11 protein-coding genes are annotated in these 16,111 nt (G+C 63.0%); 7 read left to right on the top strand and 4 right to left on the bottom strand.

Annotation, left to right across the window (positions count from 1 at the left end):
* Positions 1–140 precede the first annotated feature (140 nt).
* Positions 141–6,551, bottom strand: coding sequence for a non-ribosomal peptide synthetase (locus tag N8H74_RS17550; protein WP_262149103.1), 6,411 nt, complete (start codon positions 6,549–6,551; stop codon positions 141–143).
* Positions 6,552–7,044: 493 nt separating this feature from the next.
* On the opposite strand from N8H74_RS17550, the gene N8H74_RS17545 reads away from it, so the two are divergent.
* From N8H74_RS17545 to N8H74_RS17530, 4 genes are all read left to right on the top strand, one after another.
* A complete protein-coding gene (locus N8H74_RS17545; protein WP_262149102.1) occupies positions 7,045–7,839 on the top strand; it encodes a LuxR C-terminal-related transcriptional regulator in 795 nt (264 codons plus the stop codon).
* Positions 7,840–7,897: 58 nt separating this feature from the next.
* Complete coding sequence (locus N8H74_RS17540; protein WP_262149100.1) at positions 7,898–9,325, top strand: efflux transporter outer membrane subunit; 1,428 nt, start codon at positions 7,898–7,900, stop codon at positions 9,323–9,325.
* Positions 9,326–9,482: 157 nt separating this feature from the next.
* The gene (locus tag N8H74_RS17535; protein ID WP_217833691.1) at positions 9,483–10,088 is read left to right on the top strand and encodes an SCO family protein; all 606 of its coding nucleotides are present in this window, start codon (positions 9,483–9,485) and stop codon (positions 10,086–10,088) included.
* On the top strand, positions 10,088–10,567 hold the full coding sequence (locus N8H74_RS17530) for a copper chaperone PCu(A)C (RefSeq protein ID WP_217833690.1): 480 nt from the start codon (positions 10,088–10,090) through the stop codon (positions 10,565–10,567). The genes N8H74_RS17535 and N8H74_RS17530 overlap by 1 nt, the downstream gene beginning before the upstream one ends.
* A 67-nt stretch (positions 10,568–10,634) precedes the next feature.
* Here N8H74_RS17530 and N8H74_RS17525 read toward each other — a convergent pair whose 3' ends face one another.
* On the bottom strand, positions 10,635–11,051 hold the full coding sequence (locus N8H74_RS17525) for an organic hydroperoxide resistance protein (protein ID WP_217833689.1): 417 nt from the start codon (positions 11,049–11,051) through the stop codon (positions 10,635–10,637).
* Between the two features lie 207 nt (positions 11,052–11,258).
* Here N8H74_RS17525 and N8H74_RS17520 point away from each other — a divergent pair, with 207 nt between their 5' ends.
* A complete protein-coding gene (locus N8H74_RS17520) occupies positions 11,259–11,633 on the top strand; it encodes a hypothetical protein (protein ID WP_262149097.1) in 375 nt (124 codons plus the stop codon).
* Positions 11,630–11,842 (top strand): helix-turn-helix transcriptional regulator, encoded by a 213-nt coding sequence (locus tag N8H74_RS17515; protein WP_217833687.1) that lies wholly within the window; start codon positions 11,630–11,632, stop codon positions 11,840–11,842. The genes N8H74_RS17520 and N8H74_RS17515 overlap by 4 nt, the downstream gene beginning before the upstream one ends.
* 54 nt (positions 11,843–11,896) lie before the next feature.
* Here the strand turns inward: N8H74_RS17515 and N8H74_RS17510 are convergent, their stop codons facing one another.
* Together N8H74_RS17510 and N8H74_RS17505 are read right to left on the bottom strand one after the other, a co-directional pair.
* Positions 11,897–12,451, bottom strand: coding sequence for a hypothetical protein (locus N8H74_RS17510; protein ID WP_262149095.1), 555 nt, complete (start codon positions 12,449–12,451; stop codon positions 11,897–11,899).
* 111 nt (positions 12,452–12,562) lie between these two features.
* Positions 12,563–13,582, bottom strand: a complete 1,020-nt coding sequence (locus N8H74_RS17505) for a sterol desaturase family protein (RefSeq protein WP_262149093.1) — start codon at positions 13,580–13,582, stop codon at positions 12,563–12,565.
* Positions 13,583–13,884: 302 nt separating this feature from the next.
* Between N8H74_RS17505 and N8H74_RS17500 the strand changes: the two genes are divergently transcribed.
* Positions 13,885–16,095 carry an LTA synthase family protein gene (locus tag N8H74_RS17500; RefSeq protein WP_262149091.1) on the top strand — a complete coding sequence of 737 codons (2,211 nt, stop codon included), beginning with the start codon at positions 13,885–13,887 and terminating at the stop codon, positions 16,093–16,095.
* Positions 16,096–16,111 lie beyond the last annotated feature (16 nt).

Genomic DNA, 16,111 nt, shown 5'->3' with positions numbered 1-16,111 from the left:
GAAAAAAAGCACGCAGCGGCGAGTCCCTGCCGGTGGCGCGCAGCTCTGGAAAACTAAAACATCGAGGCTTGGGGGGCTGACATGGGAAGCGGGGACAATCCGCCGCCGCCCTTTCTCAGATTCCCGTCAGGTGTTGTGGGTCAGATCCGCCGTTTACGGTTGAGCAGCGGAATCGTGGTCTGCGGGATGTCCAGTTGCCTGGCCTGCCCCGTGGTATGCGTTGCCAGCGCCGCCAGCGTCGGCTGGCTGAACAGCGTCCGCGCATCGACATGCAGGTCGGCCTGACGCATACGCGCCACCAGGCTCACCGCCAGCAACGAATGCCCGCCGAGTTCGAAGAAGTTGTCGTTGCGGCCGATCCGCTCCAGGTCGAGGACCTCGGCCCAGATCTGCGCCAGCCGGATTTCCACGTCGCCTTCGGGCGCCTCGTAGTGGCGGCTGAGCACCGCTTCCGGCCCCGGCGCGGGCAAGGCCTTGCGATCGACCTTGTCGTTGGGGGTCAGGGGCAGCGCATCGAGCTTCACGTAGGCACCCGGCGCCATGAACTCCGGCAAGCGTTCCAGCACATGGGCGCGCAAGGCTTCGATGCCCGGCGTGTCGCTGCCGGCGCGCACGGTGAAATACGCCACCAGGCGCTCATCGCGCACCAGCACCACCGCCTGGCGCACGGCAGGATGTTCAATCAGCCGCGCCTCGATTTCTCCCGGCTCCAGGCGCAGGCCTCGCAGCTTGACCTGGAAGTCGTTGCGGCCGAGGAATTCGAGATTGCCATCCGGGCGGTAGCGCACCAGATCACCGGTGCGGTACAGCCGATCACCCGCCACGAACGGGCTGTCGATAAAACGTTCGGCCTGCAGCTTCGGCAGCCCGAAATAGCCCCGCGCGACGCCGACGCCGCCGATCAGCAACTCGCCGCTGACACCCTGCGGCACCGGTTGGTCGTGGGCATCGACGACATACAAACGGGTATTGCTCAACGCTGTGCCGATCGGCACCGCATTGTTCGGCACCGGCATGTGCGGTTCGAGCGTCCAGCCGGTGCTGTCGACCGTAGTCTCCGTCGGCCCGTAGACGTTGTGCAAACGCACCCAGGGCAGGCGCTGGCGCACACTGCGCGCCAGGGCGGCGGTGAGTTCGCCGCCACCGTTAAGCACATCGGTCAGGCTGGTGCACTGGCTGACATCCTCCTGCTCGATGAACTGCTGCAACAACGCCGGGACGAACTTGACCACGGTGATCTGCTGCTCGCGAATCACTTGGGTCACGTAGGCCGAATCGCGGTTGCCATCGGGTCGCGCCAGCACCAGTCGCAGGCCGGAACACAGCGGCCAGAAGATCTCCCACACCGAACTGTCGAAGCTGAACGGCGCTTTTTGCAGCAGCGCGCCATGCTCCGTCGGCGGACTGATCTGTGAGCCCCAATGCACCATGTTGCAGACGCTGCGATGCTCGATCATCACGCCCTTCGGCGTGCCGGTGGAGCCGGAGGTGTAGATCATGTAGGCGAGGTTCGCCGCTCCGAGGCCCGGCACTTGCAGGTTGTCGCCCGGCGCGTCGTGCCAGGTGCTGCGATCCAGATCAATGACCGGCACACCGGACTCGGCAAGCAGATTGCGCGTCGCCGAATGCACCAGCAACGCCACCGGAGCGCTGTCCTGCAACATGTAGTTCAAACGCTCCAGCGGGTAGTCGGGATCGAGCGGTACATAGGCGCCGCCCGCCTTGAGAATACCGAGCAGGCCAATCACCAGATCGAGGCTGCGCTCAACGCAGATCGCCACCCGCGTATCCGGTTGCACGCCCCGCTGGCGCAGGTGATGGGCGAGGCGGTTGGCCTGCTCGTTGAGCTGGCGCCAGGTCAGGCGTTGCTCGCCGAACTGCACCGCAATGGCACCCGGTTTGCGCCGCACCTGCTCCTCGAACAACGTCTGCACCGGTTGCCCGGGCGCACACTCGACCTCGGTGGCGTTGAACCCGACCAGCAGTCGCTCGCGCTCGCCAGGCGACAGGATCGACAGACGATTCAGCGGTTGCTGCGGTTCCTGCTCCAGCGCCTCGACCAATCCCTTCAACGCCGCATGCATGTAACCGCCAACCCGCTCGGCGCCGATGCTGGTCAGCGCCCGCGCGGTCAGCTGCAAGGCGCTGCCCAGGTCGTCGACACTCATGGTCATCGGGTAGTTGGTACGCTCTTCGTTGGCCAGGGTTTCGATGCCGTGCCAGGCCTGACGTGACGCTTCGTGCTGCGCCTGATCGTCGGTGTGTCGATAGTTGAGCAGCGAGCTGAACAGCGGCGACGGCGATGCAACGCCGCTGCATCGCTGGGCCAGCGCCAGCGACGCGTGTTCATGCCCGAGCAGCCCGGTCAGGCGTGCGTGGGTGGCCTGCACCCCGGCCCGTGCCCCGGCGCCGACATCCACCCGCAACGGCAACGTATTGATGAACACCCCCAGCGCGCGGTCGGCGCCCTCACCGCCCTGCATGCGCCCCATCAGCACAGTGCCGAACACCACCTGCTCCTGCCCGGATGTCGCCGCCAGCACCTGTGCCCAGGCGAGGTGAATCAGGCTCGCGACACTCACGCCCAGAAGCCGCGCCTGACTGCGCAGACGTTGCTCCAGATCGGCATCGAGCCTCTGTTGCGACTCGTCGATGCCCCGGCCGTCGCCCTGCACGTTGTGCAAGCCGAATGGCAGGGTCGGCTCGTCGATATCCCCGAGCATCTCGCGGAAAAATGTTTCGTGCTCCTGCTCACTGACGCCCAGGCGGGTCTGGGCCACGTAGTTGCGATACGGCACCGCCGGGGCCAGTGGTTCAGCCTGTCCCAGCAGACTGGCCTGCATTTCGTGGCGCATGACTTCCAGCGCGATGTGATCCAGCGCCAGGTGATGGAACAGCAGAATCGCGACGATTCGTCCCAAGGCCGGATCGCGGGCGTAAACCAGACGAATCAACGGCGCCTGGCTGATATCCAGACGATAACGGCGAGCATCGAAGCGTTCATGCAATTGCTCCAGAACATCGCCGGCGGCCGGATCCAGCACGATCTCCTGCACCGGCAATTCAGCCTGACGCCACACCACTTGCACCGCCGAACTCACGCCCTCCCAGACCACCGCCGTACGCAGGATGTCGTGCCGCGCCATGACCTGACGCAGCGCCGCCGCAAACGCTTCGACCCGCTCAAGGCCGGTGAACGCCAGACGCGATTGCAGCAGGTACGGGTCGCCCTGTGCGGCGGTGATGTGGTGATACAGAATGCCTTCCTGCAGGGGCGCCAGCGGATAGATGTCCTGCACGTTGGCCGCGCAGCCCGGCACCGTGGCGACGATGCGGTCGATGGAGGTCTGATCCAGTTGCACCAGCGGCAGCAGGTCCGGGGTGATGCGCGGGCAGTCCGGCGGAATGCGATTGGCCGGGACTTCGACCTCGCGGCCACTGCCGACTGACGCTGCCAATGCCGCCAGCGTCGGCTGGCCGAACAGCACCCGCACGTCACTGCTCATGCCGGCCTGGCGCATGCGCTCGATCAGGTTCACCGCCAGCAATGAATGCCCGCCCAGCTCAAAGAAATGATCGTGACGCCCGACCCGCTCGACTTGCAGCAACTCGGCCCAGAGCTGCGCCAACAGCATCTCGACATCACCTTCGGGCGCTTCGTACTCGCGCCGGATCAAGGCCTCCGGCCCCGGCGCCGGCAGCGCCTTGCGATCGAGCTTGCCGTTGGCGGTCAGCGGCATGCTTGCCAGACGCACATAGGCACCGGGCAGCAGCGAACTCGGCAGACGGGTTTTCAGGTGCCCATGCAACCGGGCGATGTCCAGCGGCTGGCGTTCGGTGAACCAGGCCAGCAACTGACCGTCGCGCACCATGACCACCGCCTCCTGCACGGCCTCGTGACTGCTCAGTGCCGCCTCGATCTCACCGGGTTCGATGCGCACACCACGGATTTTCACTTGATCGTCGTTGCGCCCCAGGTATTCGAGCGTGCCGTCGCCGCGCCAGCGCGCAAGGTCGCCGGTGCGATACATGCGCGCGCCCGGGCGGGCGCTGAACGGATCGGCGAGGAAGCGTTCCTCGGTCAACTGCGGACGATTCAGATAGCCCCGGGCGACGCCCTCGCCCCCCACGTACAGTTCACCCGCGATACCGAGCGGCACCGGTCGCTGTCGATCATCGAGCAGATACACCGACGTATTGCTCACCGGTTTGCCGATGTGCAGCACACCGCCCGGATGAATCGGCCCCGAGGTGGCGACCACCGTGGCTTCGGTCGGGCCATAGTTGTTGATCACCGCGAACGTCTGCGCCTGTTTGAACTGACGCAGGCGATCACCGCCGATGAGCAGCGTGCGCAGGGTCGGGTGTTCGAGCTGACGGCTGAAGGCGTATTCGGCGATCGGGGTCGGCAGGAAGCTCACGTCCAGCGGCTGCGCGCGCCACCATTCCAGCAGCGCGCCGATGTCTTCGCTGCCGTCGTGAGTCGGCGCCAGGTGCAGCGTCGCCCCTGCACACAAGGCCGGCCAGACTTCCCAGGCCATGGCGTCGAAACCGAAGCCGGCCAGGCTCGAGGTGTGTTGCCCGGCGCGCAGCCCGAACGCCGCACAGTGCCAATCCACCAGGTTGCTCAGGGTGCGATGCTCGACCATCACCCCTTTGGGCTGCCCGGTGGAACCGGAGGTGTAGATCACGTAGGCCAGGTGGGTCGCGCTCAGTTGTGGCAGCGTCGGGTTGGCCGTTTTGTCCGGCCAGGTGCGGCGGTCGAGCTCGATCACCGGCACCGCCAGCATCGGCAAGCGTTCACGCAGAACGCTTTGGGTCAGTACCGCGACCGGCGCGCTGTCATCGAGCAAATAGTTCAAGCGCTCGGCCGGGTGCGCGGGGTCCAGCGGCACGTAGGCAGCACCGGCCTTGAGGATCGCCAGCAAGCCGACCAGCGTGTCCAGCCCCCGACGGGCCACGATCGCCACCCGGTCATCCGGCTGCACGCCGAGCCCGAGCAGATGATGGGCCAGTGCATTGGCCTGATGGTTCAGTGCGCCGAAGCTCAGGTGTTGTCCCTGGAAACTCGCCGCCACGGCATCGGGCCGCTGCTGTGCCTGGGTTTCGCAGCGCTGGTGGATCGTCATTCCTTGCGGGTAAGCCACCTGCGTGGCGTTCCACTGCTGCAACAGGATTGATTCGGCTGGCGTGCTCAGACAGAAATCGCCAGCCGGCAGATCGGCATTCTCAAGGCCCTGCTCCAGCACCAGCAGCAAGCGCTCGGTCAGCGCCCGGACTTCATCGGCGTCAAAGTAGGCCTCGTTGTACACCAGGTACAGACTGTCCTCGTGACTACTGCGGTTGCTGAGCAAATGCACCGCCAACGGTGTGCCTTCGTCGTGATTGGAGACTTTGATCACCCGCGCCTGCGCCTCGCCGTAGCGATACTCGTGCGCGTCGTGCTCGTAGGACACGGTGACTTCAAACAATTGCGAGCGATCCTCGCGCAGCAGGCCCAGGGCGCGGTTCATCTCGCTGAGGGGAAAACGCTGATGGCGAAAATCCTTTTTCAGTTCGTCGCGGATCGCCACGATCAGTTCGCGGAACGTCAGGTCACGGCCGAACCCCATGCGTACCGCGCTGACCTGGGTGAACAGACCCAATGTGGATTTGAAACGGGCGCCGGAGCGATTGAGCAGCGGCACCCCCACCACCCATTCGTCGCACTGGGCGGTTCGGCTGAAATACACATGCAACGCCGCCAGCAACACATGGAATGCCGACGCACCGGACTCCCGGGCCACGTGCTTCATGCGTTCATGCAGTTGCGCGGAAAATGCCGTGGAAAAGATCCGCGTCGGCGCTGCTTCCCTGGCAAACCGCTCCTGATAACGCGGCAACAGCAACGGCTCGGGCAGGCTGCGGTACTTGTCAAGCCAGTAGTCACGGTCATGCGCATAACGCGCGGACTGGTAATAGCGCGCATCGTCATGAATGAAATCGACATAGGACGGCGCGGAGTCCGGTGATGGCTGGCCGTCGGCCAGGGCGTTGTAGATCTCGTCCAGCGACTTGAGCATCTCGCCGAAGCCCCAGCCGTCGGTGATCAGGTGATGGGCGAGGATGGACAGCCAATGGTGCTGGCTGTCCAGCCGTACCAGCGTGAGACGAAACAGAGGCCCGCCATCAAGGATGAATGGCTGCTCGATGCGCGCCTGAATCAGTTGTCGTGCCGCCGACTGCGGATCGGGCTGCGCGGAAACATCATGCACCTGCATCGGCGCCGGCAATGCCGGGGCAAAGCGCTGCAACGGCAAGCCGTGCTCGCCGGCCCCCGGCAACAGGATCGTGCGCATGGCGTCATGCCGGGCCACGAGGCCTTCAAGTGCCCTTTGCATCAGCGCCGGGTCCAGCGGGCCGGTCAAGTCGACATATCCGCCGATGTTGTACAGCGGCGAGTCACCCTGGCGCAGTTGATCGAGCCAGATGTCCCGTTGGGCGGTGGTCAGCGGAAAGGTTTCGCAAGTGGCGGACAGTCCGTGCGCCGCGTCGACAGCAAAATGATTCATAAGATCCGTCTCATGGCTATATCCCGGTATTCAAGCATCGGCCCTCTAGCCCGCATGACACTTGAAACCCGGACACTTCCGCCCTGCCCACGGCGCGCCTGCCGACCTTGCAGTGCGGGAAAATGTGGTGATCCGTCCAAAAGCTCACCGAGGAATGACTGAAAATCTTGTAGGACAATCGCCAGTCACACCCGTAGGGGACTGCCTCAGCCCATCAGGTCAACGCCGCAGTGCCCATGGTTTGCTGGGCCATCAGCCGACCGCTCTGACAGACCGGGCCATCGGGGCATCCCTTAGCACGCCAGAAACGTCGAAGTTCTTTTTCGGAAACAGTGGCAATTTGTGTCCCCGATTTCCCTTACAGACGTAGGACAAATCATTGGGCTTAAATCCCGCACCTATCCATTTCAGGGAGAAAGGATTGCGTGGGAACTCGCAGGTGGATGCACGGCAGACGATTCGGTGATGGCTTTAAATCAGGGATGACAAGGATATGAATCTGACCGGCAGTCTTCGCAACATGGAAAATCCGCACTTTTATCGGCAACTCGGCGATCTGATCGCCAGCACCGGCGACGAGCTGTTCGCCACCCGCATGTACCAGTTGGTGGACACGCTGGTGCCGGTGAGCCGGGTCGATCTCAGTGAATGGATTCTGGATGAGCGTCAGTCCAGTGTGGTCGAGATCAAGGCGCTGGGCAGCGCCGGGCTGCCGCAATCGCTGGCACCGCCGGACCCGCTGGCGAGTCCGGACGACCACCCGCTGCTGCAACAAATGATTGAAATGAACGACTCGCTGTTGATCCAGTTGAAGGCTTCGCTCCAGCATCGACATCCGCACCACAGCGTCCATCAGTGCAATCTGGTGTCGCGCACTTCGAACCGCCGCTGCGTCATCGCGTTCTGCCGCCTCCATACAGACCGGGTGTTTTCCCTGCCGGAGCTGTCGTTCTTGAAGAGCCTGTCCGACACCCTGCTGCCACTGATCGAGCACCACGCGCAGATCAGCCGCAAAACCAGCGCCAGGCTGGCCCGGGTGCCGCTGTCCGACCCGGAACAGACGTCATTGCCGCAAGTGTTCGACGAGCGTCTGGCCCTCAATGACATCAGCCTCTCGGCACGGGAGAAGGAAGTCTGCCTGGGCCTGCTGACCGGCGGCACCGTGCCGCAACTGGCCGAACGGTTGCGGGTCAAGAACAGCTCGATCGAAACCTACCTCAAGCGCTCGGCCGCCAAACTTGGCGTCAGCGGCCGGCATGGCCTGGCGAAATGGATGGCCGGTGCCTGATCTGAATCCGGGTGCGGCCCCTGCGCTGCCCCGCCTCCTCCGTGTACGAGATGATGTGATGCCTGATTTATCCGTTTCCCTGCTGAGCGCGTCCCTGACCGTGGCCCTGCTGCTCGGCGGCTGCACGTTGATTCCTGAATATCAGCAGCCCTCCTCGCCCAACCCGGCGCACTACCCGCAAGGCCCGGCCTACGCCACACAACCGCCGCCGACTCTCACCAACGACGACTGGCGCAGCGTGTTCAACGACCCGGCGCTGCAACAGTTGATCGAAAGCGCGCTGATCAATAACCGCGACCTGCGCGTGGCGGCGCTCAACGTCGAGGCGTTCCAGGCGCAGTACCGGATCCAGCGCGCCGACCTGCTGCCGGCGGTGTCGGCCAATGCCACCGAATCACGTCAGCGCGTGCCGCCCAGCGTGACCCGCACCGGCCAATCGACCATCACCTCGACCTACGGCGTGAACCTGGGCATCAGCGCCTATGAACTGGATTTCTTCGGCAGGGTGCGCAGCCTCAGCGAACAGGCGCTGATGACGTTTCTGGCCAGCGAAGAGGCGCGGCGCAGCGCGCAATTGAGCCTGGTGGCCAACGTTGCCAACGCCTATCTGACCTGGCGCGCCGATCAGGAACTGCTCGAGCTGACGCGCCAGACCCTAGCCGCCGACGAACAGAGCCTGCGCCTGACCACCCGCAACCGCGAGGCGGGCAAGTCGTCGGCGCTGGATCAGATCCAGGCACAGACCAGCGTCGACAGCACCCGCGCCAGTCTCGCCCGCTATCAGCGTCAGGTGGCCCAGGACTTGAACAGCCTGACCCTGCTGGTCGGCGCAGCCGTGCCCGAAACGCTACCGGCGCGTCCACTGGCCAGCGATCTGGTGGCGCAAATGCCCGCCGGCCTGCCGTCGGAACTGCTGCAACGCCGGCCGGACATTCTCCAGGCCGAGTACAAGCTCAAGGCTGCCAACGCCAATATCGGCGCGGCCCGGGCGGCGTTCTTTCCCAGCGTCAGCCTCACCGCCAGCGCCGGCACCTCCAGCCGCGAAATGTCCGACCTGTTCAAGGCCGGCTCCGGCGCCTGGACGTTCCAGCCGCAAATCAACCTGCCGATTTTCAATGCTGGCAGCCTGCGGGCCAGCCTGGATTATTCGAAATTGCAGAAAGACATCACGGTCGCCGAGTACGAGAAGTCGATTCAGACAGCCTTTCAGGAAGTGTCCGACGGACTGGCGGCGCGCAAAACCTACCAGGAACAACTCCAGGCCCAGCGCGATCTGGTGCAGTCCACCCAGGATTACTACGACATGGCACAGCACCGCTATCGCAGCGGCGTCGACAGCAGCCTGACGTTCCTCGATGCGCAACGCTCGCTGTTCAGCGCCCAGCAAACCCTGATCACTGATCGCCTGGGACAATTGGTCGCACAGGTGAATCTGTACACCGCGCTGGGGGGCGGCTGGAGCGCTGCGGAGCCCGTTCGCCGCTGATTACCGGGTCATTTTTTCTTACACCTTTTATCGCCAGATCCGCCAATGCCCGGCCTTCGAAGGCCGGCGCGGCGGATCATTTTGGTATGATGCGCCGCTTTTACGGTTAACCGCCCGCCAGTCTTGCCGACCGGAGGGCTTCAAAAGGCGGTATGAAATGACGGCTTTGTTGACTCGCCGCAAGGTGCTTGCGGGAATGGGCGTACTCGGCCTTGGCCTGCTCGCCGGCTGCGACACCCGTGGCCAACTGTCGTACAAGTACGGCAAGGATCTGAGCGACAAGATCCTCGGACGCACCTTCAAGCTCAAGGACACCGACGGCAACACCGTGTCCCTGTCGAGCTATCGCGGCCTGATGCCGATGATCTTCTTCGGCTTTACCCAGTGCCCGGCGGTCTGCCCGACCACGCTGGCCCGCGCGGCGAAAATCAAGAAACTGATGGGCAAGGACGGCGACCGCCTGCAGGTGATCTTCATCACGCTGGATCCGGAGCGCGACACGCCTGAAATCCTCGACGCCTACGTCAAGGCTTTCGACCCGAGCTTCGTCGCGCTGTACGGCACGCTCGAGGAAACCAAGGCCACGGCCAAGGAATTCGACGTGTTCTTCGAGAAAGTCCCGGCCGGCGACACCTACACCATCTCGCACACCGCCACCAGTTACGTCTACGACTCCCGGGGCGAGCTGCGCCTGGGCCTGTCTACCTCGCTTTCGGCACAAGAGTGCACGGAAGATCTGCTCACTGTTATGGAAGTCTGCTGATGAACGCTGCCCTGAACACCCTCAAACGTGCTGTATTCGGTCTGTCCCTGCTGGGCCTGGCGTTCCAGGTTTCGGCACAGACCCAGGTCGACGACGCCTGGGTACGTGGCACCGTTGCCAACCAGTCGGCCAGCGGCGCCTTCATGACCCTCACCGCCGACAGCGACAGCAAACTGCTCAGCGTCGCCTCGCCTGTGGCCAGGGATGTGCAGATTCACGAAATGACCATGAAGAACGACGTGATGAGCATGGGGCCGGTGAAATCGGTCGATCTGCCTGCCGGCAAAGCCGTCAAGTTCGATCCGAACGGCTACCACGTCATGCTGATGGGCCTGACCGGCCCGCTCAAGGAAGGCGACAGCGTGCCGTTGACCCTGACCGTGGAAAACGCCAAGGGCGAAAAAGAAGTGCTTGAAGTGAAGGCGCCGGTTCGCGCGCTGACCAACATGGAAGGTCACGATCACAGCAAGATGCACTGATCGCTGACTGGAATGAACAACGGGGCGGCATGATCGACGATCATGCCGCCCCGTTTTGCATTGCACCTCAGGCCAGTTTCACTTCGACCTGAATATTGTTGCGCGTGGCCTTGGAATACGGGCACACCTGATGCGCCGCCTCCACCAGTTTCTGCGCCGCCTCACGCTCCATGCCCGGCAGGCTCACATTGAGCCGCGCCTGCAACAGATACCCACCGGCATTGGTGCCCAGATCCACCTCGGCATCCACCGCCAGATCCTTGGGCAGACTGATTTTCTCCTGCCCCGCCACCGCTTTCATCGCACCGATGAAGCACGCCGACCAGCCGGCCGCAAACAGTTGTTCCGGGTTGGTGCCGCCGCCATTGGAACCCGGAGACGACAGCTTGATGTCGAGAATCCCGTCGGAACTGCGTGAAGCACCGTCACGCCCGCCGGTGGTGTGGGTTTTCGCGGTGTAGAGCACTTTTTCGATCTGGCTCATCGTCATCTCCTGATTGGTAATCTGACTTTTCGACGCGTGTTGCTTGCGCCGCCCGTTTCGCACAGCCCACTGACTATAGACGCGGGTTCATGACGCACCGGTGAAGCGGACGTGTGGACTGTCGGCCGCACTTCTATGGAAAGCGTGCTTTACATCGAGAAAGCCATCGAAGACTATGTAAAGCGTCTTTTACACAGGAGGTAGAGAATGAAGCACTTCAACCGCGAAATGGTTGCTGCGATGGCGTTGTACGTCGCGGTATTGCTGACATCGCAATTCGCCTTGCTGTACCTGGCTGACGCGAGTCTATGGCTGCGTACCCTCATTGTGCTGATGCCGATGATTCCGGTTTGCCTGTTCTGCTGGGCCATCGTGCGCGACATGCGCCGCCTGGACGAAATGTACTTGCGCATCCAGTTCGAAGCCCTCGGCTTCGCCTTCGCCGCATCGGCACTGTTGACGTTCAGCTACGGTTTTCTGGAGAACGTCGGCGCACCGCACATCCCGTGGCTGTGGGTCTGGCCGGTGATGGGTCTGACGTGGATGATCGGCCTGCGCATCGCCAAGCGGCGCTACCAATGAAAAACCGCCTCAAGGATCTGCGCGCCGAGCGCAAATGGTCGCAAGTCGATCTGGCCGAACGCTTGAACGTGTCGCGCCAGACGATCAACGCCATCGAGAACGAACGCTACGACCCGAGCCTGCCGCTGGCGTTTCAGATCGCCCGGGCATTCGAGATGCCGATTGAAAGCATCTTTGATGACGGCATCGACCCGCGCAGCGAAGACTGAGAGCGGTCAAATGCAAACGGCGAAGGCAGGCTGCCTTCGCCGTTTCGGATGTCGTCAGTGAGTACGCGCCAACAACCGGCTGATATTGCTTCGCGAAGCCTCACGCACATAACGCTTGCTCAGCTTCGTCATATGCAAATTCAGGCCATTAATCAGCAACAGGTTGCGCTTGGCCGCCTCGGCTTTGAGAAGGTAATAGATCACCATCCCCGCCGGCGCGCCCCACCAGCCGAAGAACCCGGCCGCCACGGCCGAAGTCGCGATGCAGGCAAGCAATGGAAGGACACTGGAACGGCGCGGGAGGATTTCCGCGTGAAGCACTTTCCCGTCCGACAGTGACGTAAGCCGGGAATCGGTGTGATTGAACACGCAGACTGCGCTTCTCAGTTCACCATTCGGCACACAGCCGTACAGCACCGAAACCTCGTCCCCTTGGTTGACCTCCAGGTGCTTGTTGTAGAGGTCCAGCGGCAGATGCCCCTCATCGGTCTTGACCCAAAAGCGATCATGGCGCCCGCCAGCAGGCGTCGCCTCCCACTCATGGCGGACCATTTCACCCCGAAAATCACCAAACTCCACAACGACCCGTCCACGGGTGAACGCTTGCATGCCTATTCCTTGAGAGATCCACGCCGGACGACGTGCAAGAGCAGATTCGTAAGGCGCGAATGCTACTGAGTGGCCATCATCGTGTCCAGAAACCGGCGCTGACGCCGCCGTTCACAGCACGCGGGTTTTGCGCTTTACCGGCGCGGGCAGAAAGCGCCGCGCGGTTTCCACGAATGGCAGGACGATCAGGCCATACAGCGTCAGGTAACGCTCGCGATCCTGTTCCCCGGTTCCGAAGCGCAACGCCTCGGGGGTTGAGGTGGTGACGTACAGCGTGCCGAACATCCAGTCCCACAGCGACAGGTTGATGGCGAAGTTCTTGTTGAAATGACGGGGCGCGTCGCTGTGATGGATCTGGTGCTGGGCCGGGCTGTTGAGCACATGCTCGACCTTCGGCCCGAACGACAGCCAGACATGTGTGTGGCGCAGATTGGCCCCCAGGCTGTTGACGATCAGCGCCAGCCAGGTCACGCCGAACAGAGTGTAGCGGCTGATCTCACCGCCACAGGCGTACCAGACCACCCCGGCGAAGGCGCCGAGGCCGGCGGTGATGGTGATGCGTTCGATGATCGACTCGACGATGTGAATCCGGCTGGCGGTCGCCGGAACCAGCACCGGGGCCGAATGGTGGACCTTGTGGAATTCCCACAGGTAACGGGAATGAAAAGCCCGGTGAATCCAGTAATGCAGAAAGTCCCTGAACAGAAACACGCCCAGCCCGTAAGACACCGCGAGCCACGGGTGATCCGGCAACTGTTCGCGGGCACCCCAGAGTCGGGTGAAGAACTGCACATAATCGCCCGAGCGCAGAATATGCGGGTCGACGAGGCCAACCACGGGCAACACCAGGGCGACTCGGAGAATGCCCTTGATGAAGTAATAGCGATAATCCAGCCATGCCGAACGGTGCCCATGAACCCGGCCGCCGCCAATGAACTGCCAGAACGAGCGCGCCTCGGTCAGGCCCCGGGATTTTCGCTGGCGAAAAAGAACGTAGGCCAGGCCGTAAGACATGAGGATAAACACCACCCCGAGGCGACCATTGAGGTCGAACAGGCTGACGAATTGTTCGGTGACCGGCGCGATCACCCATTGATGGAACTGGACCAGGAACGGCGCTGAAGCATCCACAGCGGTCAATCTCTTTCAGAGGTCGCGCATTGTAAATCGCAGTTGTTCGCAATTGCAGTGTCAAACGGATCAAAGGCGCATTTAAACAGCTTGAAACATAAAATCCGCCGCTCCACCGCATCCGCCACACACCGGCATGACCCCTGTCATGGGCGCCGATCAAGGCCTTGAGCGATCCCGCCGTAGGAAACACGCTGCCGACAGCGGCGCTGGCGCGCCGTTTAAAAGGGCGATCCGAACGCCCGCCCTTGTTATCATCGCGCACACTTTTATGACGATTTCATGGCTGGAAGGTCTTTTTTGTGAGCGCTCTTTATCAATGGCTGCGGCACCCTCAGGCCCGCCTCTTCTCTCTGATCCTTCTGGTGCTGATGGTGCCCGTGGGCCTGCGTGCGGCACTCGGCTGGTCGAGCCCGTTCGGCTATCTGTCGGACCTGGCGATCGGCAGTCTGCTGGTGGTCGCGCTGCATCGCCGGCCGTGGTGGCTGGCGTTGCCGGTGCTGTTGTTCTGCGTCCTGCTGAGCGTGGCGACGGCAGAACTGGTCAGCGCGGTGGGACGCCTGCCGAACCCGGCGGATCTGCACTACCTGATCGATCCGCAATTCGTCGAGAACTCCACCGGCGGCGGTTTTGCTCATCCTGAAGTGGCTGTCGCGCTGGTGCTGGCGCTGCTGCTGTGGCTGCTGACCCATTGGGCGAGCCGCGCCACACCGGCCCCGGTCCTGCCTCGCGCGCTGTGGGCGGCACCGGTGCTGTTGTTCGGGGCGCACTGGGGCGCGCAGAACCTCTCCCCCAGTGACGACGACCCGTGGCGCCTGTACAACCTGCCGCACCAATTGCTGGCGACCCAGGTTGCCGAAGGACAGATGCAGGCCGAGGACTGGCTGGCCGGCGACGTCGAAGAAGCCGCACCGCCGATGACCGGCCTCACTGATCTGGACCTCAACGGCCACAAATTGCTGAGCGCGCCGGGTCAGGCGCGCAACGTCCTGATCATCGCCCTGGAAGGCATCCCCGGCGCCTACATCGGCGCCAACCGCGAGGCGATCGGCAGCCATTACCAGGAAGACCTGATGCCCAACCTCAGCCGCTGGGCCGAGCGCGGCATGAACACCCCGGATTACGTGCTGCACACGCACCAGACCATTCGTGGCCTGTACGCCATGTTGTGCGGCGACTATGACAAGCTCAACAACGGCACACCCAAGGGTGTGGAAATGCTCACCCAGCACGAGCGCAATCAGGCCTGCCTGCCCGCGCAGCTGCGCCAGAACGGTTTTGCCACCCACTACCTGCAAGGCGCCGGCCTGCGTTTCATGGCCAAAGACAAGATCATGCCGCACATCGGTTTCGATGCGACCCATGGCCTGGAATGGTTCAGCAACGCCAATTACCTGGAATTCCCGTGGGGCAAGGATGACAAGGCGTTCTTCGAGGGCGCGCTGGATTACGTCGGTCAACTGAAGAAACAAAAGCAACCGTGGATGCTCACCCTGTTGACCGTCGGCACCCATCAGCCCTACTCCGCGCCGGACGAATACCTGCAACGCTACGACACACCGAAGCAGGCTGCCGTCGGTTATCTGGACGATGCGCTGGAACAGTTCCTCAGTGGCCTCGAACGCCAGGGCGTGCTCAAGGACACGCTGGTGGTCATCACCTCCGATGAGTCCCACGGCATCGATGGTGTGCGCCTGGCGTCGTCCTGGGGTTTCAACCTGACCCTCGCTCCCGAGCACGCACAACTGCCGCGCCTGAACGCCGGGGTCTATGGTCACGTCGATCTGAGCGCTTCGATTCTCGATTACTTCGACCTGCCGGTGCCCTCGGCCCTCAGCGGTCGTTCGCTGTTTCGCGACTACGATTCAGGGCGCGAAATCATGTCGTTCACCAACGGCAAGCTGCGCTACCACGACGGCCGGGGCGTCTTTGCCGAGTGCGACATGCCCCGCCGCTGCCGCTACTACGCCAGCGAAGGTTTCATCGCCGAGCGCGCGACGTTCAAGGGCAATTCCAACAGCCAGAACGCCCGGCAGATCGCCGCCCGCGCCACCGCGCTGGACGCCTCGCTGCTGCGCACGCCACTGAACCAGCACTACCAGTTCGGCAGCACCAACGTCATCCCCCTGCAAGCGCAGATCAAGGACGACTGGGCCGACAACCTGATCGGCGCGCAATACCTGGAAATGCCCAAGGGCTCGCACACTCGCGTGCGTCTGACCGTGCGTTCGGTGGATCCACAGCAAGCGGCGTACATCCAGCTCAAGGCCAAGGAGTTCGAGCAGGACGTGCAACTGGGCCTGCCAGCGGAAATGGTCGCCACGGCGGATCAACCGCTGGAAATGGATTTCAGCTTCGACAACCCGCAGCCGCGCAAGGCGTTCTCGTTCCATCTGCTGGGATATGGGTTGGGTGCGGTGGAAGTGACGGATTTCAGCGTGATCACTGAACTGCCGGGGCAAGATGATTTGCTGGATGAATTGCCGGCGGACGATACCGAGCAATCGAGTTGATGGGTGAGCCAACGTC

The sequence above is a fragment of the Pseudomonas sp. B2M1-30 genome (assembly GCF_025447575.1).
Classification (GTDB): Bacteria; Pseudomonadota; Gammaproteobacteria; order Pseudomonadales; family Pseudomonadaceae; genus Aquipseudomonas; species Aquipseudomonas botevensis.
This window is presented reverse-complemented; position numbering and strand designations above follow the sequence as displayed.